The sequence below is a fragment of the Roseobacter sp. AzwK-3b genome (genome assembly GCF_000170875.1).
GTDB classification, from domain to species: Bacteria; Pseudomonadota; Alphaproteobacteria; order Rhodobacterales; family Rhodobacteraceae; genus Roseovarius; species Roseovarius litoreus.
Genome location: NZ_ABCR01000002.1, coordinates 85627 through 111583, shown reverse-complemented (window position 1 = coordinate 111583; position 25957 = coordinate 85627). Strand labels below are relative to the sequence as shown.

Sequence of the window (25957 nt, the reverse complement as noted above, 5' to 3'; positions counted from 1 at the left end):
CAGATGCATTGGTGGCCGTTAGGCCAAGGCCCTGAAATGGCCTGACCCAAAACGGAAAAAGCGCCCCTGACGGGGCGCTTTGACTGTCTGCAAGAGGACTGTTCACATGGTCATGCCCATACGGTCCAGTTCTTCTTCCTCTTCGCGGAGATCTTCGCGCATGCGCATTTCCTCGAAGGCTCGTTCCTCGGTCTCACGGTCACTCGCCATTTCAACGCCGAAGAAAATCTGTTCGAAGTTTTCGAAGGAAATCTCTCCGATCTGGCCGTCCTCGTCGCCACCCTCGATCAGGTAGCCACCGACAGGCGATCCTCCGACTGCCCCGCCAAGGACGTCCGACAGCAAAAGACCGACTTCCGGCCCAAAGGCAACGGGGGGCGCCGCGTCGGGGAAGAACTGACCGAAGGCATTGTCGGAAATGCCCTGAAGCTGGGTGGCGATTTCATCCTCGGGGATAGCTTCATCGAAGGCAATACCGTCAAATCCGCTTTCATCTTCACCAGCGACGAAGGACTCGACGCTGAACACCTCGTCCACCTCGCCGGATGGCACGTTTTGCACCTGACCGTTTCCTTCCTGGCTGACCGTGACAAAGACATTGCCGGTGTCCTGAGCAACATAGGTATCGTTGCCTTCATTGCCGAAGTAGACATCGTTGCCAGCGTTATCGAGGAACGTGTCATCCCCGGCACCGCCATCGACGAAATCGTTGCCAGGGCCCGCGTCGATCGTGTCGTTCAGACCGTCGGTTCCGTCGATCTGGTCGCCGTCTTCATCGACGAAGTCCGACAGCAGCACATCGTCTCCCGCCGTTCCATCAACCACCGGCGCATCCGGCACTTCTTCCACTTCGACGGTCACCTCGCCGGTATCGGTGTTCCCGAACCCGTCCGAGATCTCGTAGGTGATGATGTCGGTCCCGAAGAACCCGGGATCGGGGGTATATTCGAGGCTGTTGTCGTCGTTTACGGTCACCGTCCCGTTCTCGGCGCTGGCCTGCGTTACCGTCAGCGGGTCCTCTTCGGGGTCGACATCGTTCGACAGCACGTCGATCGTAACCGATCCATCCTCGAGCACGACGGCGGCATCATCAACGGCAACAGGTGCGGCATTCGCCTCGCCATCGCTGAGGATTGTCTCGATCCCTTCGAAGGTCAGGGTGCCGCCATCGGCGAAGGTGACGGTGCCCTTGGTGGCGCCCTCGTCATTCTCGTCGATCTGCTGATCGATGGTGACCGGGCCTGCACCACGCAGATCGAGCGTGTCGTTGTCCAGCGCGCCTTCGGCTCCGCCGAAGATCATGTCGCCCGCGCCATCGGTGGTGGGGTCTTCGTTATCCACGAACGGATTGTCGAAGGTGATCAGGTCATCGCCCGCGCCGCCTTCGATCCTGTCGGCATCGGCACCGCCCACAAGCGTGTCGTGGCCGTCGCCGCCAAGCAGGGTGTCGTTGCCGTCATCGCCATAGAACTGGTCATTGCCGCCACCGACAAACCCTTCGAGCGCGTCGCTTATAATGTCGTCACCTGCGCCACCGCCGATGAAGTCGTCACCGGTGTCGCCATAAAGCGAGTCGTTGCCATCCTCGCCGAGGATGTCATCATTGCCCGAGCCGCCAGCCACGAAATCGTCGCCCGCACGACCCCGCAGCACGTCGTCGCCGTCTTCGCCCATGATGTTGTCATTGCCGGCGCCTGCGTCGATGTAGTCATCGCCTTCGCGGCCACGCACGGTGTCGTCGCCGTCTCCCGCGAGGACGAAGTCATTGCCGGTCCCGCCGAAGATGTTGTCATTGCCGGTGCCGCCATCGATGAAATCATCACCACCGCCCGAGCGGATATCATCATCGCCCCCGTTGCCGAAGATGCGGTCATTCCCTTCGGTGACGACGTCGCCCTGCGTATCCGCATAGCCCACGGGCATGAACTCACCCGTTTCGGCCCCGTCGACCGTGCCATCGCCATCGCTGAGGATCGTCTCGATCCCTTCGAAGGTCAGGGTGCTGCCATCGGCGAAGGTGACGGTGCCCTTGGTGGCGCCCTCGTCATTCTCGTCGATCTGCTGATCGATGGTGACCGGGCCTGCACCACGCAGATCGAGCGTGTCGTTGTCCAGCGCGCCTTCGGCTCCGCCGAAGATCATGTCGCCCGCGCCATCGGTGGTGGGGTCTTCGTTATCCACGAACGGATTGTCGAAGGTGATCAGGTCATCGCCCGCGCCGCCTTCGATCCTGTCGGCATCGGCACCGCCCACAAGCGTGTCATGGCCGTCGCCGCCAAGCAGGGTGTCGTTGCCGTCATCGCCATAGAACTGGTCATTGCCGCCACCGACAAACCCTTCGAGCGCGTCGCTTATAATGTCGTCACCTGCGCCACCGCCGATGAAGTCGTCACCGGTGTCACCATAAAGCGAATCGTTGCCATCCTCGCCGAGGATATCATCATTGCCCGAGCCGCCAGCCACGAAATCGTCGCCCGCACGACCCCGCAGCACGTCGTCGCCGTCTTCGCCCATGATGTTGTCATTGCCGGCGCCTGCGTCGATGTAGTCATCGCCTTCGCGACCGCGCACGGTGTCGTCGCCGTCTCCCGCGAGGACGAAGTCATTGCCGGTCCCGCCGAAGATGTTGTCATTGCCGGTGCCGCCATCGATGAAATCATCACCACCGCCCGAGCGGATATCATCATCGCCCCCGTTGCCGAAGATGCGGTCATTCCCTTCGGTGACGACTTCGCCCTGCGTATCCGCATAGCCCACGGGCATGAACTCACCCGTTTCGGCCCCGTCGACCGTGCCATCCTGTTGCGGTTTCAGGCTGTACCCTGCATCGACCTCGGTCTTGCTTTCACCCGGCTGCACGTGAATTGGATCAGTTCGCCCGGTGTCTACGTTCGCGTCGCTGTCTGCACGGAAGCCACCAATGTCCTTTTCAGCCAAAGTCAGGTCATCAACCTGATTTGGGAATTGGACGAAGTAATCCCCACTTGCCAGATGCGTGAACGAATAGAACCCGTAATGATCGGTATGGGTTGCTTTGATGACATTACCATGTGCATCGAGCAGCTGAACGAGCTGTCCGTCAAGCCCGGCTTCGAAGCCGCCCGAGGCCGAAAACTCGGTATTGTCTGCATTGCTGTCTGAGAAGACGCGACCGCCGATAACGGCAGTCTTGGGATCGAAAAAGGTCAACTTGCACACTCCTACACAGGCGGTATCACCACCGCACTCATACAATTCCGGCTGCACCTGACCTGATGCGACCGAACACGAATTCCGCTGCCAATCTCCGGCAAACGGGCACAGAACCGCGGCTGACTGATCGTCAGAGGGCAGGCATCGTCTTGTGCGCCATTTCAGACGCAAAACACCTCATGGTCCCTCCGAACCACTGCCATGCCACCCAGCCGGGCTTTTGGGGCTGATTTTCAGCTGGGGTCGTTGATCCGGGAAAATTCGTGACAAATTTGGGTGTAAAGATGGCGAAAAAGGGGTCGGGGGATTGGGGGCGTTCGTGCGCCCGGGAAGCGAGATCGGCGGGATGCGAGGTACTGCTTTAGGTTGCGTGGAAAAATTGGCTAAAATTCATTTTTTACATTTTTTTCAAATCTTTAGGGGCAGAATTTAACGGTGATGCAAGGGGCGGATCCGGATTATTTCCATATCAAGGACGCACGGTTTCCGGGGCGATTTCCCGGGTTTTCGGCATCAGACCCTGACCAAGGCGCCGCCAGATACTCGCCAAAATTGTGTAAGATTTGTACAAAATTGTCGCCAGGTTGTTCCAATCAATCCACGAAAGCACGCTCGACCACATAGGTTCCGGGCACGCTGTTGGAACCTTCTTCCAGACCGGCCGCCTCGCACAGGGATTTGCTGTCGCGCAGCATCTCCATCGAGCCGCAGATCATCACCCGGTCTGTCGCCGGATCGAGCGCGGGCAAGTCCAGGTCGTCGAACACACGGCCCGATGTGATCGCATCGGTCACCCGGAGACGGCGGGGATGGTCTTCGCGGGTGACGCAAGTGTAGTGCCGCAACCGATCGGCGGCCAGTTCGCCCACGAGAGGATCGTCTTGCGTGGCGGCCACCAGCTGTTCACCATAGGTCAGCTCGGCCTGCTGGCGACAGCCATGCATCAGAACGACCGTTTCGAATTTCTCATAGGTTTCCGGATCGCGGACGAGGCTGGCGAACGGTGCGATGCCGGTGCCGGTCGAGAGCATATAGAGCCTGCGCCCGGGCAAAAGCGCATCAAGAACGAGCGTGCCTGTGGGTTTCTTGCGCATCAGGACGGTATCCCCCGGTGTGATCCGTTGCAGATGTTCGGTCAGTGGACCGTCCGGCACCTTGATCGAATAGAATTCCAGGCTGTCATCCCAGGCGGGCGACGCGATGGAATAGGCGCGAAAGACCGGGCGTTCGGCATTCGGCAGACCGATCATCACGAATTCGCCCGAACGAAACCGAAAGCTGGCCGGGCGCGTCATGCGAAAGCGAAACAGACGATCGGTGTAGTGTTCGACCTCGGTCACGGTTTCGGCAAAGCAATTGGCGGGAACAGGCGGCATGGGGGCGGTTGCGGAGTGCACTGTCATCGGGGCGTCCTTTGAAATTCGGTCCACAAAAGGTAGCAATTTTTTTGTTTGTATGCGAACAAATTTTCGACGGGCAAAGGGCTTTTGCATCCGCTCGCTCAGGCGTGGTCGCAGATGCCGAAAAATTCAGCCGATCTTGCGCAGAAGCCTTTGGAGGGTCGTCTGTTCGCTGCGTGTCAGGGGGGCGAGGGTCAGGCGGGTGATCTCGGTGGCCAAGGGCAGAACACGGTCATGCACGCGCCAGCCTTCGGGGGTGAGGCGCAGCATATGAAGACGGTGATCTTCTTCGGAGGGGAACTTTTCGATCAGGCCGCGCTGCGTCAGACGACGCACGACACCGTTGATGGTCGAGTTGTCCATGGCCGTCTGCCGCCCGAGAGAGTTTTGCGACGATGGCTCGACCTCGGCCAGCTTGACCAGTGCGGCGAATTGCTGAGCGGTGAGCCCTTCGCCCATATGTGCGGTGAAGATGCTGAGGTGCCGCTGTTGCGCCTTGCGCAAAAGAAACCCCGCCTGCGTGTCCAGCACATAGCGACGGCGCACACGTTTCGTGGTTGCGTCGTCGTCATGGACCTCGTTTGAAGGCTCGCTCCGGGTCAAAATGCGGGTCCTTTCAGGTCAGCGCAGCCCGTCTTTGCCGATCGCCTCGGCAGCTGTCAACCCGCCGACCCGGGGCAAGGGACGCCCGCTATCGGTGACAGCGACGGCGACCATGATCTCGCCTGCACGGGGCGCATCGTTCAAACGCACTTCGATCCCATCGAAATGGCTGCGCACATAGGCCGCGTCCTTGTGGCCAAGCGGCACGTCAAGCGGTTGGCCAGGACCCCCCATCTTTTTCGATGACGGCACAAGCGCTGCCCCCTTTTCGACCGCAGTCCGAAGGGGCGCGCCCAGCTTTGGATGCAGGATCGCGGCGGCATGTTCCAACTCGCCATTTTCGCCGACCATCGCGGCCTTGCCATAGCTTTCGGCCTCGGCTGGCGTGATCCCCAAAGCCTCGACGCAGCGCCGGCCCAGAAGATCACCAAGCTCGGCGCCGATATCCATCAGCGGCTCGAGATCCGCCTCGAAGCGGCCCGCAAAGGGGTTTTCGATGACCGCTACCGCGGCAGCGCGGCGCGTCGGCGGCGCGATGGTCTGGCCCATTTCAATGTGGGTTTCGTCGAGAAAGACGGCAATCTTGCGGATTTTCGCCTGCATTTTCGTGCTCCTTCAGATGACCGGCACGCGGGCCGAAGGCGGGGTCGAGCGCGAACGCCCGGTGCGCATCTTGCCGTCGATCATGACAGCGGCGATGCCGGGGATGTTGCCCATGGCCATGGCACCCAGAACGTCGTCACCCGGCGAGCCGCCGGGCCGGTCCATGAAGACCAGATCGGCCGGGCGGCCGGGCGCGAGGATGCCCTGGCTCAGTCCGCGCCGATGGGCCACGTTGCCTGTGCCGCAGCACCACGCAAGCTCGGCCGGCAGGCCCCCGAAGCTGGCCAGAAGGGTTGCCATGCGCAACATGCCGTTGGGCTGGACACCCGATCCGGCAGGCGCATCGGTGCCGATCAGGAAATCGGCCAGCCGGTCATTCGCCATCGCCCCTTCGAGCGCGACGATGGCGGATTTCTCGTTGCCATTGTGCACCGCCTCGAGCGCGCCGGTGGCATGGCGGCACAGCTCGCGGATATCGTCATGCGGGATTGAGGTGGGGCCGCCATTGATGTGGCTCACGATATCGGGCTGCGCCTCGAGCACATCAGCCGCGCCAACGAGATGCGAGCCGGCAATCGACGGCCCGCCCGTGTGCATGATCGTCTCGATGCCCAACTCGCGGCACCATGCGGTGACACGGGCGGCGTCCGGCCCCTTGGCGACGGTGCCAAGGCCGATCTCGCCGATATGGCGGATACCGGCATCTTTCAGGGCGACATAGAAGTCGCGGTCAAAGTCCAGTTCAGGCACCGGGGCGCCCGCGATGACCTTGGCACCCACGGCGCGGAAATTGGTAAAGCAGCGCTGTGCGACCATCGCCAGCGCCTTGACGCCTTCGGCATCCTTTGGGCGGCCCGGCAGGTGCACTTCGCCCGCAGAAATGAAGGTGGTGACGCCGCCGTTCACGTTCATCTCGATCCAGCCGGTCTGGTTCTGGCGAGGGGTCCAGTCGCCGAAGACCGGGTGGCAATGGCCGTCGATCAACCCCGGAGCCACGGCGCACCCGGCGGCGTCGATTTCGTGATCGGCGGGTTCGGCGGTGAAGCCCGCGATCACACCATCCTCGATCAGAAGGCAGTCGCTGTCGGCCAGAGGGGCGTTCAGATCGCCAGTGAGCAAGCGGCCGATATTGCGGATCAGGCAGCGGCCCGTGGCCGGTGTATCCTTGATTTCAACAGCCATTCAAAATCCCCAATCTTGTTTGTGTGGAAACGATACTGCGCACCGTTTGAGCTGACAAGCCCGTTGGGAGGCACGGCTAGAGCAGGGCAAGGCTGAACCATGGGACCAGTGCGAGAACCAACAGTGCAAGGCAGGCCGCCACAAAGAAGGGCGCGGTCACCCAGAACACCCGAAGCGGGCTGACATTGCTGACTTGGGCTGCCACGTAAAGGCCGATGCCCACAGGTGGCGACAGCAACCCGAGGATCAGGTTGATCGAAACGACGACCCCGAAATGCAAAGGGTGGATGCCGTAGACATCCGTTGCGATCGGCAGCAGGATCGGCACCACCATGATGAGCCCCGGAATGCCGTCGATCACTGTGCCCACCACCAGCAGCGCCACAAGCACCAGCAGCATGAAGGCCATGGGCGTTGTGGCAACGGATTGAATCCAGGCCGCGGCGGTCTGCGGCACCTGCCCGAAGATCAGCACCCAGGAGAACACCCCCGCCGCCGCCACGAGAAACAGCACCAGCGCGCTGTTGATCCCGGTACGGATAAGGATAAGGGGGAAATCACGCAGCCGGAGCGAGCGGGTATAAAAGAGGCCGATCAGCACGGCGAGCACAGCGCCCACCGCCGCAGCCTCGGTCGGAGAGCCGAAGCCGCCCAGGATGGTGCCGATGATTACCAGAGGAATGGCCAGCATCGGCACGGCATTGCGCAGCGCGGCGAAGCGCGCGGGCCATGTCTGTCGCGTGCCGACCGGATAGGCGTGCTTGCGGCCCAGAAGGGCCACGACCAGAATAAAGAGGCCGGTGAGCATCAGGCCCGGCAGGATGCCCGCTACTAGCATGTCACGCACGGCCACCTGCGCCAGCACCGCATAGACCACGAAGACGATCGAGGGCGGGATGATCGGCCCCAGAAGCCCGCCATAGGCCGTGAGGCCGGCGGCGAAGGCGCGATCATAGCCTGCGCGCTGCATCTCGGGGACCATGACCTGGCTCATCATCGCGATCTGTGCCGTGGCGGACCCAAGGATCGACGCCACCATCATGTTGGCCAGAAGATTGATATAGGCCAGCCCGCCCTTGAGCGCCCCGACAAAGGCCGCCGCCAGTTGGACCAGCCGCTGCGTGATGCCCGCCCCGTTCATCAGCTCGCCCACCAGAATGAAGAGCGGGATGGCCAGCAGGCTGAAATTGTCGAGCGACGTGAACAGTTTGAGCGGGTAGCTTTGCAGGAGAATGAGGTTGTTCGTGTCGTAGATGAAGACCAGTGCCGCCACGCACAGGATCAATCCGATCGGCAAGCCGATCACCAGAAGCAGCAGGAAAGCGGCCAGCGTCATCGGGACGTCTCCGGGAGGGGAACATCGTCCTCGGACGGATCGAGTTCACGGGCGAGGTTGCGTTGCGGGATCAGGCCCAGATCCTCGGCCAGATTGGTGAGCGCGTGAACACTCAGCGTCAGGGCGAACCACGGCATCACGAGATAGAACCAGAACACCGGCCAGACCAGCACGGGTGTCTTGCCGGAATAGATGAAGTTGAAAGTCGTGGCTTCGAATGTCGAGATGTCGAAACCGGCGGCAATAAGTCCGGGCGGATTGAACCAAATCCAGTTGAGCCAGATAAGGATAATGCCGAAGACGGAGGCCAGCACCGAGACGGACACCCGAAGCGCGCGCACGCCGAGCGGACCAACCGCCTCATGCAGCAGGCGGACGGCCGGATCGATGCGGGCCCGCAGCATCAACGAGGCCCCCACGAAGCCGGACCATGCCATCGCCAGCACGGCCAGCTCATCCGCCCATGCCAGAGTGATCTCGAAGAGGCGAAACCCCACGTTCAAGAGAACAAGAGAGACGACCGCAAAGACAAGCAGCATCAACAGAATGCGCTCGATCCGGACAATGCCATCGGACAGGGCGCGCAACAGGCGTATCAGCGGCATGCGGTTCTTCCTTGGGTCTCGGGGCCTGTAAGGTGGCGCGGCGAGAAGGCCGCACCACCCGGGTTTACCAGATCAGAACGAGGCGACCAGCTCGCGCAGGCGGGCGACATAAGAGGTCTTGGCCCCCCATTCGGCATCCCAACGTTCGACGATATCGCCAAAGAAGTCCTGACCCACATCCTCGGTGATCTGGATGCCCGCCACTTCCCGCAGGCTGGCGAGCTTTTTATCTTCTTCCGTCACGAAACGGTCGATGGTGCGGTCGCAATGCATCTGCGTCACCTCGCTGATGAGGGCACGATCCTCTTCGGAGAGCGTTGCCCAGACCGGCGCCGAAATCAGGGCCACCATGCCGAACATATGGTGGTTGGTCTCGAGGATATGCGGCGCATGTTCGTAGTAGCGGAAGTTGATGATGGATTCGTAATCCATGTCCAGCCCGTCGATCTGACCATTGGCGAGCGAGTCGTAGATCGCCGGAAGCGGCATCGGCGCGGGTGCGGCGCCGAACATCTCGAAGAAGGTGCTGATCGCCGGGGCGGGCGTGATCCGGATCCGCTTGCCGGCAAGATCGGCGGCGGAGTCGATGTTCTCGCGCAGAACCATCTGACGCATCCCGATCATCGCATAACAGACGCCGACCGTGCCGGTAGCGGCTGGCAGCGTGTCGAGGATCTCGCGCGCCTCGTCCGAGCGCAGGACACGCGCGGCATCTTCGATATTGTCCACGAGGAAGGGGGCGTGCAGCGCGGCCATGTCCGGCACGCGGAAGGTCAGCTCGGCGGTGGTAAGCCACGCCATGTCGAGCGCCCCGGTCTGCAATTGCTGCAACATGGCGGATTCGTTACCCAGCTGGCCCGAGGGGAAGGCGGTGATCGAAAAACGCCCATCCGACCGCTCCTTGAGCGTTTCGGACATCGCGTCCACCTCTTTGTTCCAGACATGCACCGGGGGCGTAATCAGCCCCAGGCGGAATTCACGCTCTTGTGCCATGGCCGGCAAGGCCAGCCCAAGCGCCACAACTGTTGCCATCATCGGCTTCAAAAACATTCTCGGTCTCCCTATCGGTTACTTGTTCAAGCCCGGTTTTCCCCGGGTCGGTATGGCGGCGCGGTCCGCGCCAGCATTCTATCGCAATCCATCCTTTCCCTCTATGTCGGCGGCGGCAAGGCCTCCGACACGCGCGTGGATGCGAGGCCCGGTCGTCATGACCAGTATCAAGGCCAGTTCGGCAGCACGAGGTGCATCTGTGAGCCCGACTTCCATCGCGTCGAAATGACTGCGCACATAAGAGGCGTTCACATGGGTGATCGGCACATCAAGCCGGGTGCCCGGCCCGCCCACCTTCTTGGTGGAGGGCACGATCGCCATGGCGTCGCCCAGAACTTCGCGCATCGCCCATCCCCCCGGCACATGCCACAGCGCGCCATGCTCCAGCTCGCCCGCAGCACCGACGATGGCGCCCTTGCCATAGCCCTGCACCTGCGCGGGATCGCCCCCAAGGGCGTCGAGCATCCGGCGGGCCATCGCCTCGCCCAAGGGTTTGAGCGTGTCCATGAAGGGCGCGATGTCGGGCTCGTAGCGGCCGGCGAAGGGGTTTTCGATGACCGACACCATGGCGACCCGGCGCAGAGGCACATCCGCGGGAGGGCCGAATTCGTGAAAGATCTCTTCGGTCAGGAGCGCCTGTTTGCGCAAGGTGAGATCAGGCATGTGCAAGCGCCTCCCTGTTGGGCTGTGAAATAGTCGCGGATAGCGGCAGATCGCCGACAATACGCACGGTGCCCTGAAGAACGATGAGCGCGCCGCCGATCAGGCCGCGCGCCAGCATCGAGCGGGCCGCCGTCTCGCCCGCGTCGAGGGCTGCCGAAATCCGGTCAGGCGAGAGCGGGGCGACATGCTGCGTCACAAGGCGCGCCCCCAGATCGCTGTCGGGCGACAGAGCATGCGCCGGAGCGCGGGTCACCGCCGGGTCGCCGGGCAGGTCAACGGCATTGGCGATGAGCGTTGCCGCCACATCGGCGGATTCGGCATCACGGGCGAGCACGGTGACACTGTCGGCGATGCCCATCGAATGGCTGCGCCCCCGCGCGCCACTGGTGGCCACCCCGCGCCAAGGGGTTTGAGGCCCGATCATGAGCCGCCCCGGTGACTCAGGTGCTGCGGGATCGACCACGATGCCAAGCCTGTAAGGAGCTGCCCCTTGCGCCAGAAAGAGTGCGATATCGCCCCCATTATTGACATAGGCGCGCCCAAGTCCCGGAACGTCGGTCATCGCCGCAAGTATGGCCGAAGCCCCGGCCCCGGCCACAGCCGCCATTGGCGTGACGAAAGCGGGCAGATGCGCGCGCGCGGCACGGGCCATGGCGCGCGCCACCCGGCCTTGCAAAGGGCACTCTGGCAAGGGTCTGACGGGTTGGCGTAAAAGCGGCAGTTCGGACACAAGCTCGGACAGGAGGCTGTCGAAGCGGGTGATGGCCTGACCATAGGCAGTCTGGACCGAGAGGGCTGGGCCGTCTGCGTCCACGATCATGTCGATCGGCCCGTGCTGCAGATGCAGCCGCCCGTCGGCAAAGTGCCGGTGGACAGGGCCTGTGCCGGTCATTCGGCGGTCCAGCCGAAGCGGTGAGGCAGCACCGGCCAGCGTGCGGGATCGCTTGCGCGGCCAAGATGGCGAAGCCCACCCTGCGCCACCCCGGTCACGTCATCCAGCGCACGGACCGACTCCATATGGCCGCCAAGGGCCGCGTAGTCAGACAGGCGCAGGGTGAATTCGATCGGAGCGACAAGTGCGGGGGTGGGCACGTAGCCGAAGGAATTTTCCGGCATTTGCATCACATCGACCATATAGGTGATCCCACCACCCGGCCAGATATAGACCTCGGCGCCGCCGGAGGTGACATGGGTCAGGGTCTCGCGCACCGAGCGGGTCAGCTTGACAGGGTTTTCCGTGACCCCGGCCCGGAGAGATCCGCCCGCGCCACCGATGAACACCACCGAACAGAGGGCGGGTTCGCAATTTTCCTGCACACGGGCCACCGAGGCTGCGACAGGATCGGGCATCGGGCTGGGAACGGGCCGCAGATCGGCGTCGAGCTCGTAATAGGCGGCGTGATCGCCGGTGGTCGAGACCATCAGCATCCGCAGTCCCGGCCATGCGGTCTTGGCGTCGAAACGGTCGATGATCGACAGGGGGTCGACAATGTCGGTGCCGCCCCAGCCCTGCCCCGGCTCGGCCACGCGGAAATAGCGGCCCGGGGTGCTTTTGTGGCCCTTGATGCGAATACCCGTGGGCGGCACGTCCAGAAGCTTGCCGGCCTGGTGCTCGGAGAGAACCCCGGTGATGTGGTCGTCCACGACAACCACCTCGTCGAGATGCCGGAACCATTGCTGGGCAAACATCCCGATGGCCGCCGATCCGCACCCGACACGCATCCGCTCTTCGCGCTCGCCGTCGATCACGGGCGGCTTGCCGGCCTCGACCACGAGGCTGACACCGTCATCCACGGTCAGTTCCACCGCCTGACGGTTGCACAGGTGGAGCAACGCCTCGCAGGTGGCGCGGCCCTCTTTCTTGCTGCCGCCGGTGAGATGATGCACCCCCCCGAGGCTCATCATCTGGCTGCCGTATTCCGCCGTGCTGACATGGCCTACCACTTCGCCGTTATAGCGCACCGAGGCGGTTTCGGGGCCAAGATGGCGGTCGGTGTCGATCTTGAGCTTGACGCCGCAATAGGAAAAAATGCCTTCGGTGACCACGGTCACCATGTCGATGCCATCCATCTGGCTCGAGACGATGAAGGGCGCGGGCTTGTAATCGGGATAGGTGGTGCCTGCGCCCACGGCGGTCACGAAACGGTCCGAGGTGTTGACGATCTCGCCACCCCAGTCGCGGCCGTTATCAAGAAAGCTGACCAGTTCGCCGCCATCAGAGGCCATGCGATCCAGGATCACCAGAGGATCGACGCGGGTCAGAATCCCATCGACATTGGCGTAGCGATCACAGGCGCCGGCCCGCCCTTCGGCGATGTAGCACAGGACAGGACAGGCATCGCAGCGGATCTTTTCGGGCTTCTCGCGGCGCGGACGGCCCGAGACGGGCGGGGGTGCGGGGGTGTCACTCATGCTGCGCTCATCTTCTGGCGGACTGCAGGGCACGCAGCACCTTGTCAGGTGTCGCCGGCATATCGCGGACCACGGCGCCGGTCGCATCACGCAATGCGTTCAGGATCGCGGGCGCGGTGGGAATCAGCACCTGCTCGCCGATCCCCTTGGCACCGAACGGGCCATGCGCGTCCGGGTCTTCGATCAGGATCGAGTCCACCCGGGGCACATCGCCCACGGTCGGGATCAGGTAATCATGCAGGTTCTCGGTGCGCCCGGGAATGAACTCTTCCATCAGGGCAAGGCCGATCCCCTGGGCCGATCCGCCCTCGATCTGGCCTTCGAGAAGCGTCGGGTTGATCGCGCGGCCCACGTCATGCGCGCAGACCAGATCGCGGACGCGGATGGTGCCCAGTTCGATATCGACGTCGATTTCCGCAAGATGCGCGCCCCAGCCATAGGCGGCATAGGGTTCGCCCTGTCCGTTCTCATCAAGCGGCGAGGTGGGCGGATCAAAGGTTTCCTCGGCCATCAGCACATAACCGAAGGCGTTTTCCTGACCCGCCAGCGTCGCCAGATCGAAAGCCGCAGATCCGGCGGAAATCACGCTGCCGGCAAGCTGCAACTGCGCATCATCGCCCGCATTGAGCCTGCGCAGGAGCTGCGCCCTGAGCGCCGCCCCGGCCCTGAGCGATGCCGCCCCCGAAACGAAAGTCTGCCGCGAAGCGGATGTCTTGCCCGCATCGGGCGTCAGATCGGTATCGGCGCCCACCAGCGTGAAGGCCGAGACCGGCAGGCCAAGCGCCTCGGCACAGATCTGGGTGATGACCGTGTTGGCCCCCTGCCCGATATCCATCGCGCCCTGATGCAGAACCAGTGTGCCGTCGGCCTTGATGCCCACGCGGATCGTGGACGGATTGGGCAGCGAGGTGTTGCCGCAGCCATACCACATGCCCGCGACACCGACACCGCGCCGCAGCGCGCCGCCTTCGGCACTTTGCGCCGCATTGAACGCAGCCGCCGCCGCGCGCCTTTCGGCCCATGCAGGGCGCAGAGCTTCAAGACAGGCGCGGATCCCGACACCTTGGGAAAAGACCTGTCCGGTCACCGTGGGCTGACCCGTCTCCAAGGCGTTCCGGATGCGGAATTCGAGCCGGTCATGACCCAGTGCATCGGCAAGTTCATCAAAAAGCGCCTCTTGCGCGATGGAGCCTTGCGGGACGCCGAAGCCCCGGAAGGCACCCGCTGGCGCGCAATGGCTATGAATGGCCGCGGCGCGCGCCTCGTAGGCGGGCAGAAAATAGGGGCCGGAGGCATGCACCGGCACCCGGTTGGCCACGGTCGGCCCCCAGGACGCATAGGCGCCCGTGTTGAAACTTGCCGCAACCGTCATGCCCAGCAACCGGCCTTCGGCATCGGCGCCGATGCGCGCGGTGATCTGCGACGGGTGCCTTTTGGTGGTCGTCATCATCGACTCCCGGCGGCTATAGACCATGCCGCAAGGTGCGCCCGTGACCCAGGCCGCCAGCGCGAGATAGGGCTGAAGCGAAAGATCCAGCTTGGCCCCGAAGCCCCCGCCGACCGAAGAAGGCAGGATGCGGATCGCCTCGCGCGGCAGGTCCATGATGAGCGCCAGATCCTCGAGGTCCATATGGGGCGCCTGCGTGCAGGCCCAAACCTCGATCCGGTCTCCGACGCGGCGGGCATAGCCGGCTTCGGGTTCGATATAGGCGTGTTCGATGAAACCGGTGGTAAATGTGGCCTCGACCACCGCCGCCGCTTGCTGGAGGGCGTCTTCGGGCGCACCACGCCGCACGAAGCCTTCGGTCAGCAGGTTGCCGGGCCGCCCCTCATGCAGCAACGGCGCCCCTTCGGCGCGGGCCGAGGGAATATCGAGCACGGCAGGCTGTTCCTCCCATGTGACGGGGAAGTGACACAGATCGAGACGCTCGACCACATCGCGCGGGCCGATGATGGCGGCGACCGGCTCTCCCTTGAAGCGCGCGACATCCTCGGCGAAGACGGGCTGATCGGCGAAGGGCGGAATGACGCCATGGCAGTTGCGACCGGGAATATCCGCGGCGGTCAGGACTGCGCGCAGGTCCGGGTGGGCCGAAGCCCAGGCCGCGATATCGCCGAAGGCGAAGCCCGCATGGTGATGCGGGCTGCGCACCAGACGCACCGCGAGCGTTCCCTCGGGCCAGCCATCCGCCCCGAAAAGATCGGTCCCAAGAACCTTGGGCAATCCATCGAGCCGCTCGATCCGCGCGCCCACGGCCCCATCGGGCGGGGTGACATCCGCGCCGCCGCAATCCATGACGGCGGAAACGATCTTGCTGTAACCGGTGCAGCGACACAGGACGCCCGACAGCGCCTCTTCGACCTCTGGCCGGGTTGGGTGCGGCACACGACGCAGCAAGCCTTCGGCCGCCATAAGCATCCCCGGCGTGCAGATGCCGCATTGCGCCGCGCCGTGGCGCTGAAACGCGCGCTGCAGCTTGCCCGGCACACCGCTGGACGGGGCGAGCGCCTTGACCGTCTCGACCACGCGACCCTCGGCGCGGGCGGCGGGCATGAGGCAGGCACAGATCGGCGCACCATCCAACAGCACCGTGCAGGCGCCGCAATCGCCCGCATCGCACCCCACCTTGATCTCTTCGCAGTCAAAGGCATCGCGCAAGGCCGCACTCAGCCGTGCCGCGGGGGCAACGACGCCCTCGCGCGGCGCGCCGTTGAGGGTCAGGGACAGGGTGATGCGATTGTCCGTGTCAGCGGCGGGCGTCGCGGGGGCGATCCTGTTCATCGGCGCTCTCCTGTCTCAGTTGTCCATGCAGCGCGCAAGCGCCCTGCGCACAAGCACCGGCACAACCGCTTCACGATAGGCTGCCTCACCCCGCACATCGGTGATCGGGGTCAGGCCTTCGATCAATTCGGGGCGCACCGCGCTTGTCAAATCCTTGGTTCGCGCGCCCACCAGTGCCGCTTCGAGCGCCCGCAGCCGCTGCGCCACCGGCGCACAGGAGCCGACCGCGATCGCCGCGCGCGCGATACGGCTGGACGCGTCGAGCTGCACATGGGCGGCGACCATTGCGATCGAGATGACGAGGTATTTGCGCGCGCCGAGCTTCACGAAAGCGGAGCGCCCGGGCAATGCGGGCAGATGCAAGGCCGTGACGATCTCGCCCTTGTTGAGGTCCACACGGCGCACTCCGGTCACGAAAGCCTCCAGCGGCAGGCGCCTTTGACCTTCGGGACCTGCGATTTCGACCTCGGCCCCCAGAGCCATCAGCGCCACGGTGCCATCCGCAGCAGGCGAGGCATTGCACAGATTGCCGACCACCGTCGCGGCATTCTGGATCTGCGGCGAGCCGACTTCGCGCCCGGCTTCTTGCAAAGCCAAAAAGGCCGGGCCCAGATCCGCCGCCTGCAGATCCGACCAGGTGGCCAATGCGCCGATGCGCAGACCGCCTTGGGGGCGGGTGATATCGCGTAGCGCAGACAGTCCGGTGATATCCAGCAGGTTGGCATGCTGAACGTCTTCAGCCAGGGAAGGGTAGATATCGGTCCCGCCCGCAACGATCCTCAGCTCGGGATTTGCCTGCAGGGCGGCCAGCGCCTCGGGCAGCGTTTGCGGACGAAGATACTGCGTCAAGGATACTTCTCCCATTCTGGCCGTCCCATTCTGGCCCGGGCAGGATTCGGCGCGTTTCGGGGCGCGCCTGCCGCCTCAGCCTTGCTTAAATCTTACAGAGCCTCAGGATTCCGACAAGATATTTTTCGATCCCATACCAACAATATATGCATCGACTTTTGATCTGATGATGTTTTGAGCAGTGGATATGGCCCTTTTTGAAAGTGATTTTGACCGAAAAAGAGAGGGAATACGGGACGACCCAAGCGACTGATGATTATTTATCTTGTTTGTCTGCATACATGTTTGACAAGTTATTCAAGGTTGCTGATTTCGTGCTCCCATGATCCGCGCATGGCGCGGAGGTTCACAAACACGGATCGCGGAAGAGCATGATTATAAGGTCATCGCCGCAGATTGGCCGCCCCCCTGCGCCACGCCCCTATCCAGGGCTGCAGCCGATGCACTGTCAGCGCCATGGCGGCGATCAACACCGTGCATATCAGGATCTTGGAAACGGTGCCCATCGTGCCCTCGATCAGGATCGCATGGGCCACGCTGCCGACGACCACAACCAAAGCCCATGTGACATGGGCAAGGCGCCATAGCTGTGGGCGCAGGCGCAGTTTCTTGCGAAACCCGGCCAAGAGCGCGGCCGCGATCAAGGCCCACATCGCGATCACGCCGAACACCGAGAACGCCGTCGGCGCCGTGAATGTCAGCGCATCGATCATGTCCGGAGGGCTTGTGATCCACAGGCCCACGACATGCACGGCGATGGCGAACAACAGCGCCACGCCGGTCCAGCGATGCACCCTGCGCCCGACGGCCATCGGCAAACCGGGAAGAAGCCCGGAGGCCAGCAATGGCTGCAAAAGCAGGATCGACAAGGCGATGACGCCGGCGAACCCCGCCACGACATAAGTGGCGCTTCGGTATTGCAGGAACTCGCTGCCCGTCGCGACGATCACGGGCACGACCATCACACCGGCAAGCAGGCTCCAGACCAGAAGCGCCCTGAGGACAGTCACGATCAGGCAGGTTTCAGCACGAAATGCGCGCTGAGGCTGGTATCGCGGGGGCTTGGCATGACAGGGCGCAGAAACACCGTCTCGAACGTGCCGCTGTCATAGGCAAGATGCGCGTGAGGTTGTCCGAATGCCGGCACGATCTGCGGCATCTCGAGTTGGAATTCACCGTCCGCGTTGGTCAGCGTTGCGCCGTGGCTGTGGGGGTCACGCTCGAACCCTTCGGTGGTATGCGCCCAGATCTGGATGCGAATGCCCTCGAGCGGCGCACCATCACCCGCACGGCGCACGGTGCCTGACATCAGGAAGCCCCCGCCACCGATCCGTTCGACAATGGGCGCTCCGGGCAAGTAATTGTTCGATCCGCCGCGCATTGAGTCCGTTGGAGCAAGACCCTGCGCCCAAACGGGCGACATCAGGCCTGTGCCGGTTGCCATCAGTGTCGCGGCCCCTGTCTTCATGAGGGTCCGGCGGCCAATCCTGTCTTTGGTCATGGGTAAGCCTCTTTGGTTTGAACAGGTTCATTCACCGCATGATAGTGCAAATCGGCGGTTCGGCATCATGGCTTGTCGGCCACCCACAAGGTTGTGAAGAGATCAAAAACCGGTGGTCACGATGTCGCCAGACGGCTTTCCAGAAGTTCGCCGCGTTCCTCGAGCAGGGGATAGGCGACCATCGCAAAGCTGGTGTTGAGCATCTTCAGAGAGCGCAACAGATCGAGGTGAATGGCGCTGGTCTCAAAGGTCTCGGTCAGGCCCTTGCGGAGCCGTTGCAGATGGGCGCGCTGGAGTCGTTGCTCGAGATCGCGCACCCGTTCTTTCTGCTCGACGAGTTCTCGGGCCAGACCGACATCCTCGGACATCAGCACGGAAATCGCATGCTGCGCATTGCGCAGCACCACGTCATGAAAATCGGTCAGTTCGCGCCATCCATCCGCGGAAAATTGCAGATCCTCGATGTCCTTGGACCGCGCAAGTTCGACCATCTTACGCGCAACGACATCCGCGCCGGCCTCGAGATTGACCGCGATCGTCGAGAGATCGAAGGCACGGTTTCCGGTGACGTCATCCTTGCTGCGGACACGTGACAGATAGGTTCGGATATCAAGCGAGATGCGGCTGACATTCTGAAATTCGGCACGGTATCCCTTTGCGGTCGTCTCATCATAGGTCTCAAAGAGCCGCAGGGCGTCACGCAGCATGATCTCGCATCGGTGGCCCATCTCGACAAGTTCGCGTTGGGCGCAGCCGAAAGCCCGCACCGGCTGATGCAAGACCGACATATCAAGGGCTGAACGCCATTCGCCGGGCGACGGGTTTTGGGCAGGGTCGCGCACGAGTGTTGTCGCGATCCGCATCAACGGACCGACAAACGGAAGGCTGATCAGGAGCAGCGCCAGATTGAAGAGCACATGGAGGTACAAGGCAAGTTGACCCGCATCCGCGCCCTGCAGTCCGGTTGCTGCATCGAACTTGACCAGCAGGGCCAAAGCCGCAGCGGCACCGCCACCGCGCAGAAACAGATTGCACCAAACCACCCTTCGCACTGCGCTGTTGGCCTTCAGCGTGAGCACGAATGCAACCACCGATCCCCCCAGATTGGCGCCGAGCACCATGGCCAGAGCCGCCTCGAGCGGCAAAAGCCCTTGCGTGGCCAAAGTGGCGAAAAGAAGCACCGCCGCGACGCTTGAATGCACAAGCCAGGCGAACATGGCCGCGAGAAGGAATGCGACCGTCACATCTTTGGCAAGATAGAGCACCAGGGTCTCGGCGCCCGCGAGATCGGTCAGCGGCAAGCTGGCATCACGGATCAGGTCGAGCGACAGGAAGATCAGCGACAGCCCGATCAGAATACGGCCGATCTGACGCATGCGGCGGGCCGAGCTACGCAGGAAAATCATCACCCCGGCCAGCAGCAGAAGCGGTGTCACGATCGCGATCCGGGAATTGAGCATCAGTGCCACGAGCGATGAACCAAGATCCGCGCCAAGCATGATCGACAGGCCCGCGACGCTTCCCATGGCCCCAGTGGACACGAAGCCGGCCATGAGAACCGCCACAGCCGTGGAACTTTGCATCAGCACGGCCGTTGACGCGCCTGACAACGCGGCGGCAAAGCGGTTGGAGGTGGATCGGCGCAGCCAGAGCCGCAATTGCCCGCCGAAGGCACGTTCGAACCCGGTTCGGACAAGGCGCACCGCCCATATCAAGAGTGCCGCAGCGGCGGCCATGTTGATGATGAACAGGGCGGGTGTACTCGCCATTATATCTCCGGGTTCTGGCCTCGTGTGCCTTGTTTTCGGGTCGTCTCAGAACTTGAACGGGCCGGTACCATGATCAAGCGGCACTGCGGTCCAGACCCAGTCAGGGCCGATGTCGATCACCGCAAAGCCTGTGGGCCCCGTCATGAAGCCGATGGGGGCGTCCTCGCGGCGGTCGAGCGCGAAGGCGCTGCAGGTCGATGGCGCGGTGACGACCGTGTGCGGACCAAGCGCGCCGTGATGGACGCCATGCACATGGCCGGCCACGATCCGCACCGGCGCGGTGCGCCGTTCAAGGACCGCCGCAAGCTCATCGGAGTTTTCCAGCCCGATCGCATCCATGAAGCGAATGCCTGTGCGCAAGGGCGGATGATGCAGCGCCACCAAAACAGGACGGTTCCCTGATGCATCGAGCGCGTTGGCCAGCACCGAAAAGCTTTCGGGGCGCAGTCGTCCGCCGCCCTGCCCTTCGACCAGCGTATCGAGACCGATGACCGTGGTGCCACCCATGTCGAAATGCCAGTCGATGAGGCCGGTGGGCGGCATCGTCGGCAAGTCGCCAAAGGCACTGCGCAAGGTGTCCCTGCAATCATGGTTACCGGGAACGACAAGCAGCGGCAGACCCAGCCTGTCCAGCTCGGAGCGCGCAAGATCATAGCTTTCGGCACTGCCGTCATCGCTGATGTCACCCGTCACCAGCAATGCTTCGATCGGGCCAATGGCGTCGAGCCGAGCAGCGATCGTGTCGATCGCACCGCGCAGCAGGCCCGGTGTGTCAAGCCGCCCGGACGCCAGAGCACCGGGGGCCACGATATGCAGGTCCGATATTTGCAGGAGGCGCGCCATCGCTATTTGATCCCCGCGCGCAGGAACGCCTGGACGAATTGCCGCTGGAAGACGAGGAACGCAATCAAAAGCGGGGCCACCGACATGATCGTTGCCGCCGAGATCACGCTGATATCCACGCCGTTCTCGGGTGCTGCGAAGATCGACAGACCGACGGTCAGCGGCCGTGTATCCGGCGAGTTGGTCACGATCAGCGGCCAGAGGAAATTGTTCCAATGGGTCGACACGGACACAAGGGCATACGCAAGGTAGGTGGGGCGTGCCAAGGGCACATAGACCCGCCACAGGATACCGAACCAGCCGCAGCCTTCGACGCGGGCAGCCTCGTGCAGCTCGATCGGGACGCCCTTGAAGGCCTGCCGCATCAGGAAGATACCGAAGGCGGACGCCATGTAGGGCATGCCAACGCCCAGGATCGTATCGAACATGCCAAGCCGCGAGACCATGACGTAATTCTCGACGATCAGAACCTCGGGCAGAATGAACAGTTGCATGAGCACGAGAATGAACACGATGTCCCGGCCCGGAAAGCGCACCTGCGCAAAGGCGAAACCGGCAAGGGTCGTGACGAAGAACTGCCCGATCAGAATGACGGTCACCAGCAAGAAGGTATTGAGGAAATACCGCAGCCACGGCGCCCCGTCCCATGCCGTCCTGAAATTGTCGAGCGTCCAGGGCGCCGCGAGGTTGAAATTCACCGCGTCCGACGTGGTGTGAAACGCTGCCCAGAATGCGAACACCAAGGGCGAAATCCAGATCACTGCCAGCAACAGGGCGCCAAAACTCTCGATATATCGTGACAGGCCGCTCATTGGTAATGTGTCCGTTTGTCGAGAATGGTGAATTTGATACCTGCGACGACGCCGAGCACCACAAGGATCATGATCGTCATGGCAGCGGCCTGAGGCGCATCGAAGAAGGCAAAGGCCATCTCCCAGATATAATAGAGGATCAGCTTGGATGCATCGTTCGGGCCACCCTTGGTCAGGATGAACAGGTGGTCGATCAGCTTCACGGAATTGATCAACGCGTTTACCATGATGAACAAGGTTGTCGGCATCAGCAGCGGCAGCACGATCCTGCGCGTATAGGTAAATCGGCTGGCCCCTTCGATATCGGCGGCTTCCTTGAGGTCTTCGGGAATGGTCTGCAGGGCCGCGAGGTAGAAGATCATGAAGAACCCGGCTTCTTTCCAGATCGTCACGATGATCACGGCCCAAAGCGCCGTTTCAGGCTGGCCCAGCCAATTGACCGTTGGCAGGCCGAACAGCGACCCGATCTGATCCAGAACGCCAAGCCCCGGCGTGTAGAAAAACAGCCAAAGGTTCGCCGCGGCGATCATCGGCAGAACCGTCGGCGTGAAATAGGCGGTTCGCACGAAACTGCGCGCCGGGATCTTGGAATTGGCCCACAGAGCCATTCCAAGCGCAATGGCGATGGACAGCGGGATCGTCGCCCCGGCGTAGATGAGATTGTTCGTGACCACCTTCCAGAACGTGGGGTCGGCAAAAAGGTCGGTGTAATTCTCGGTTCCGACGAATTCGCTTGGGCGGCGGCGGGTTCCACGGCTGAACACGCTTGTCCAGAGGGTGGCAAGGGACGGATAGAAGGCGAAAGCCGTGAGAAGGATCATGGCGGGCGACAGCAACAGCCAGCCGTAAATGGCCTGTCTGCGGCGTTCGATATTCACGTGCTTTGCCATGCAATCCGGCCTTTCGCCCTGACGGGAACGGGCGCCAGGCCGTAACCTGGCGCCCGATGAAGATTAACGGTAGTCCTTGAGAAGACGCTCGGCGGCGGCCTGCGCTTCGGCCAGGGCGTCAGCTGGCGACTTGGCATCCGTCAGCGCTGCCTGGATTGCATTGTTCAGCCCATCGCGGACCCGCGCCGTTTCGAAGGTCGAGAATTCGGCAACGGCGTTTTCAAGCTGATTGCGCGCGACCAGAGCGGGCGGGAATTCCACCGTATAGGCTTTGAGCGCTTCCGTCTCGTAAGCGGCGGGCGACACGCCCATATAGCCCGTGGCAATCGACCATTCCGCGGCCTGCTCGGGCGCGGTCATGAACTCGATCAGTTTGAGGGCGGCGGCGCGCTCTTCGTCGGTCGTGTCCTGGAAAACATAGAAGTTTCCACCGCCGGTCGGCGATCCGGGACGCACATTTGCCGGAAGTTCGGCAACGCCGAAATCAAAGCTTGCGCTGTTCTTGACTGCGGTCAGGTTGCCTGTGGAGTGCCACATCATAGCCGTCTGACCTTCGAGGAAAGCCTGACGCAGGGTGCCCCACTCGACCGTGCCGGTCGGCATGATGCCATGTTCCGCCGACAGGGACTTCCAGAACTCCAGCGTCTCAACCACGGCAGGATCGGCGAAATAGGTTTCGAGGCCATCCCCGGACATCAGCTCCTTGCCGTTCTGAATGGCAAGGGCCTGGAACATCCAATAGGGGTAGCCCGTGGACGGGATCATCAGGCCATATGTGTCACCCTTGGTCAGTGCCTTGCCCATGCTGACCAGTTCCTCCCAGCTTGTGGGCGGGGCTTCGGGGTCAAGGCCTGCCTCGCGGAACATGTCCTTGTTGTAATAGGCCACGATCGTCGACCGCTGGAACGGGATACCCCATGTTTTGCCTTCGATCCGGCTATTGGCCATCAAGGCGGGGTAGAAGCTGTCGAGCCATGCCGTATCCACACCTTCGATGTCCTCGAAGGCGACAATCGTTTCCTGTTCGATCAGATCATAGGCGTCGATCGAGAACATGACCGCCAATTGCGCAGGCTCGCCCGAGGCGATGGCCGAAAGGGCGCGCACACGGGTGTCGTCGTAATTGCCCGAATAGATCGCGTTGACCTTGATATCGGGGTTTGCCTCTTCGAATTTCGCGACGATTCCATCGACGACTTCGGTCAGCGCGCCGCCGACGGCGATGGGGTAATACATCGTCAGTTCGGTTTCGGCAGCAACCGGTGCGGCAATCATGGTTGCCATGGCAGTGGACAGTCCGATCTTCCTGATAGTGTTCATGATGGTCTCCCTTGGATTGAACACGTGCGGGTGCGCCGGCCGTCAGGCCGACACGCGTTTTACGTGGTTGGTTCGATTTCCGTCTGCGTCGAAAAAATGCAGATCCTCGTCGGCAAAATCTATTTCCAGCTCCTCTCCAGTTGGAATGGTCTGCAGCCCGGGCATCGAAATGGTCAGTCCCTTGGCCGCGGGATGCGTCAGCCCCACGAATGTCTCGGATCCGAGGAACTCGCATTCTGAAACGAGGCATTTCAGCCGGCCCTGACCCGCCTTGGCCAAGCTCAGGCTCTCGGCGCGCAGGCCGATCTTTGCGGCGCCTTCAAAGCCGGGCAGAGCCGAGCCTTCGACAAGCGCCATCGGCGGGGACCCGACAAATTCGGCGACAAAGGTGTTGGCGGAGCGGTAATACAGGCTCTCCGGTGCGCCGACTTGCTGAATACGCCCGTCCTTCATCAGGACAACGATATCGGCCATGCTCATGGCCTCGGTCTGATCGTGGGTGACGTAGATCACGGTGATCCCCAGATCGACCTGCAGTTTCTTGATGTCCTTGCGCACCGAAGCGCGCAGCTTTGCATCGAGGTTCGACAGCGGCTCATCCATCAGGCAAAGCGGCTGGTTTGCCACGATCGCGCGGGCCAGTGCCACGCGCTGACGCTGGCCACCCGACAGCTCGCCGGGCTTGCGCGCCTCATAGCCGAGCAAGCCGGTAATCTCGAGCGCGCGACGCAGCTTTTCGCGCCGTTCCGCAGCTGCGACCTTGCGGACCTTGAGGCCGAAGATCACGTTTTCGGCGACACTGAGATGCGGAAAAAGCGCATAGGACTGGAACACCATGGACAGGTTACGCTCGGATGGCGCGGCCGTGGTCACGTCCTTCCCGTCGATGATGATCCGCCCCTCATCCGCGAGCTCCAACCCCGACAGCAGCCGTAGGGTCGTGGACTTGCCACAGCCCGACGGCCCGAGAAGCGCCACGAAAGACCCGCGCGGAATGGAAAGGGAAATGTCCTCGACACCAAGCTGGCCATTCCAGCGTTTGGCCACGCCATCCAATTGAACGAACGCGTCTTCCATCATTCGGCCTCCTCTGCAAACACGATCCGCCCGCCCAAAGGCTCGATCAGATGGTGAAACTGGTCAGACGGCGGGCGGTCGCAGATGATGGTGTCCAACTCCGAAAGACTTCCGCCAACGGACGGGGCAAGCCGTCCGAACTTGCTGCGGTCGATCACGAGGATGGATTTTTGCGCGTTGCGCCACATCTGATAGGTGGCGCGAACCTCGGCCTGGTGAAACTCCAGAAGCCTGCCATCAGGGTCGATGCCGGCGGTGCCGAAGATCGCGAACTCGGCCCTGTAACGGCTGAAGAACTCCACGACCTCCTCTCCGACGAAATCACGGTCAGGAAGACGGATTTCACCGCCAGGCACGATGATGCGGTTTGATATCTCTTCGCTGAGCGCCATCGCCACGCTCAGGTTGTTGGTGATGACCGTCAGTTCCTTCTTGCGGTGCAGCGCACGCGCGACGCTTAGGGCCGTTGAGCCGATCGAGATGAAGATGGTGGAGCCATCAGGGATCAGCGCAGCGGCACTGCTGGCGATGGCACGCTTGCCGACAAGATTGGTGCCAGCGCGCTGATCGAAAGGGGTATTCCCCCGACCCTCTGCCAGCTCGATGCGCCCATGCGAGCGCTGAAGGGCCTGCCCGTCGCAGAGCGTATCAAGGTCACGCCGGATCGTCTGCATGGACACGCCGAACATCTCGGCCAGCGCGCCAACGCTCATGCCGCCCTGCTCTTGCACGACCTGCTGTATCAAATCGCGTCGCCGGATTTTCTTCGACGCCATGACCGACTCCCCCCGTTTTGATTGATTGTTGGCGAATAAAAACCACAAAGCAACATTTATTTGGATCGCCCGCCGTTACCCAGACACACCATTTATCCGAAGTACGCTATTTTATTGCGCTGCACCCTGCGACTCGGGGGATACATTATGGATGTAACAACAATATTAAATGTAGCTTTGTGGTTTTCACTTTTATTTTCCAGAAGGCGTTGTAAGTTTGAAAAGGTCAGGGCAGGCACGTGCAAACGTCGCGTCGCGATCTTTCGACGCTTGAAGGGGATGCGCCACTCAT

Annotated in this window: 22 protein-coding genes; all 22 read right to left on the bottom strand. The window is 62.4% G+C overall.

Features of this window, described 5'->3' with window-relative positions:
* Positions 1 to 102: 102 nt before the first annotated feature.
* The gene (locus RAZWK3B_RS04725; protein ID WP_007812732.1) at positions 103 to 3189 is read right to left on the bottom strand and encodes an Ig-like domain-containing protein; all 3087 of its coding nucleotides are present in this window, start codon (positions 3187 to 3189) and stop codon (positions 103 to 105) included.
* A gap of 596 nt (positions 3190 to 3785) precedes the next feature.
* Positions 3786 to 4595, bottom strand: a complete 810-nt coding sequence (locus RAZWK3B_RS04715) for a ferredoxin--NADP reductase (RefSeq protein WP_037295071.1) — start codon at positions 4593 to 4595, stop codon at positions 3786 to 3788.
* Positions 4596 to 4721: 126 nt separating this feature from the next.
* The gene (locus RAZWK3B_RS04710; RefSeq protein ID WP_007812727.1) at positions 4722 to 5195 is read right to left on the bottom strand and encodes a MarR family winged helix-turn-helix transcriptional regulator; all 474 of its coding nucleotides are present in this window, start codon (positions 5193 to 5195) and stop codon (positions 4722 to 4724) included.
* A gap of 18 nt (positions 5196 to 5213) precedes the next feature.
* Entirely contained in the window at positions 5214 to 5798 is a 585-nt protein-coding gene (locus RAZWK3B_RS04705; protein WP_007812724.1) for an amino acid synthesis family protein, read from the bottom strand.
* Between the two features lie 12 nt (positions 5799 to 5810).
* Complete coding sequence (locus RAZWK3B_RS04700; RefSeq protein ID WP_007812722.1) at positions 5811 to 6980, bottom strand: amidohydrolase family protein; 1170 nt, start codon at positions 6978 to 6980, stop codon at positions 5811 to 5813.
* A 76-nt stretch (positions 6981 to 7056) separates the two neighbouring features.
* Entirely contained in the window at positions 7057 to 8316 is a 1260-nt protein-coding gene (locus RAZWK3B_RS04695; protein ID WP_007812720.1) for a TRAP transporter large permease, read from the bottom strand.
* Positions 8313 to 8921 (bottom strand): TRAP transporter small permease, encoded by a 609-nt coding sequence (locus RAZWK3B_RS04690; protein WP_007812719.1) that lies wholly within the window; start codon positions 8919 to 8921, stop codon positions 8313 to 8315. Before RAZWK3B_RS04690 ends, RAZWK3B_RS04695 begins: the two co-directional genes overlap by 4 nt.
* A 72-nt stretch (positions 8922 to 8993) precedes the next feature.
* Positions 8994 to 9971: a TRAP transporter substrate-binding protein gene (locus tag RAZWK3B_RS04685; RefSeq protein WP_007812717.1), complete on the bottom strand. Its 978-nt coding sequence runs from the start codon at positions 9969 to 9971 to the stop codon at positions 8994 to 8996.
* Between the two features lie 78 nt (positions 9972 to 10049).
* Positions 10050 to 10634: an amino acid synthesis family protein gene (locus tag RAZWK3B_RS04680; protein ID WP_007812714.1), complete on the bottom strand. Its 585-nt coding sequence runs from the start codon at positions 10632 to 10634 to the stop codon at positions 10050 to 10052.
* Positions 10627 to 11526 (bottom strand): UPF0280 family protein, encoded by a 900-nt coding sequence (locus RAZWK3B_RS04675; RefSeq protein WP_007812712.1) that lies wholly within the window; start codon positions 11524 to 11526, stop codon positions 10627 to 10629. The genes RAZWK3B_RS04680 and RAZWK3B_RS04675 overlap by 8 nt, the downstream gene beginning before the upstream one ends.
* Positions 11523 to 13046, bottom strand: coding sequence for a hypothetical protein (locus tag RAZWK3B_RS04670; RefSeq protein WP_007812710.1), 1524 nt, complete (start codon positions 13044 to 13046; stop codon positions 11523 to 11525). The genes RAZWK3B_RS04675 and RAZWK3B_RS04670 overlap by 4 nt, the downstream gene beginning before the upstream one ends.
* A 7-nt stretch (positions 13047 to 13053) precedes the next feature.
* A complete protein-coding gene (locus RAZWK3B_RS04665) occupies positions 13054 to 15828 on the bottom strand; it encodes a molybdopterin-dependent oxidoreductase (protein ID WP_007812708.1) in 2775 nt (924 codons plus the stop codon).
* Between the two features lie 15 nt (positions 15829 to 15843).
* The gene (locus tag RAZWK3B_RS04660) at positions 15844 to 16677 is read right to left on the bottom strand and encodes an FAD binding domain-containing protein (RefSeq protein WP_007812706.1); all 834 of its coding nucleotides are present in this window, start codon (positions 16675 to 16677) and stop codon (positions 15844 to 15846) included.
* 383 nt (positions 16678 to 17060) lie between these two features.
* Complete coding sequence (locus RAZWK3B_RS04655) at positions 17061 to 17687, bottom strand: ferric reductase-like transmembrane domain-containing protein (RefSeq protein WP_007812704.1); 627 nt, start codon at positions 17685 to 17687, stop codon at positions 17061 to 17063.
* Positions 17688 to 17689: 2 nt separating this feature from the next.
* Positions 17690 to 18178, bottom strand: coding sequence for a peptidase associated/transthyretin-like domain-containing protein (locus tag RAZWK3B_RS04650; protein ID WP_007812702.1), 489 nt, complete (start codon positions 18176 to 18178; stop codon positions 17690 to 17692).
* Between the two features lie 116 nt (positions 18179 to 18294).
* Positions 18295 to 19947, bottom strand: coding sequence for a Na/Pi cotransporter family protein (locus RAZWK3B_RS04645; RefSeq protein WP_007812700.1), 1653 nt, complete (start codon positions 19945 to 19947; stop codon positions 18295 to 18297).
* Between the two features lie 45 nt (positions 19948 to 19992).
* Positions 19993 to 20790 carry a phosphodiesterase gene (locus tag RAZWK3B_RS04640; protein WP_007812698.1) on the bottom strand — a complete coding sequence of 266 codons (798 nt, stop codon included), beginning with the start codon at positions 20788 to 20790 and terminating at the stop codon, positions 19993 to 19995.
* Between the two features lie 2 nt (positions 20791 to 20792).
* Positions 20793 to 21602, bottom strand: coding sequence for a carbohydrate ABC transporter permease (locus tag RAZWK3B_RS04635; RefSeq protein ID WP_007812696.1), 810 nt, complete (start codon positions 21600 to 21602; stop codon positions 20793 to 20795).
* Positions 21599 to 22492 carry a carbohydrate ABC transporter permease gene (locus tag RAZWK3B_RS04630; protein WP_007812694.1) on the bottom strand — a complete coding sequence of 298 codons (894 nt, stop codon included), beginning with the start codon at positions 22490 to 22492 and terminating at the stop codon, positions 21599 to 21601. Before RAZWK3B_RS04630 ends, RAZWK3B_RS04635 begins: the two co-directional genes overlap by 4 nt.
* A gap of 63 nt (positions 22493 to 22555) precedes the next feature.
* On the bottom strand, positions 22556 to 23812 hold the full coding sequence (locus RAZWK3B_RS04625; protein ID WP_037295067.1) for an ABC transporter substrate-binding protein: 1257 nt from the start codon (positions 23810 to 23812) through the stop codon (positions 22556 to 22558).
* Between the two features lie 42 nt (positions 23813 to 23854).
* Positions 23855 to 24892, bottom strand: coding sequence for an ABC transporter ATP-binding protein (locus RAZWK3B_RS04620; RefSeq protein WP_037295065.1), 1038 nt, complete (start codon positions 24890 to 24892; stop codon positions 23855 to 23857).
* Positions 24889 to 25665 (bottom strand): DeoR/GlpR family DNA-binding transcription regulator, encoded by a 777-nt coding sequence (locus RAZWK3B_RS04615; RefSeq protein WP_007812687.1) that lies wholly within the window; start codon positions 25663 to 25665, stop codon positions 24889 to 24891. Before RAZWK3B_RS04615 ends, RAZWK3B_RS04620 begins: the two co-directional genes overlap by 4 nt.
* Between the last annotated feature and the right edge of the window lie 292 nt (positions 25666 to 25957).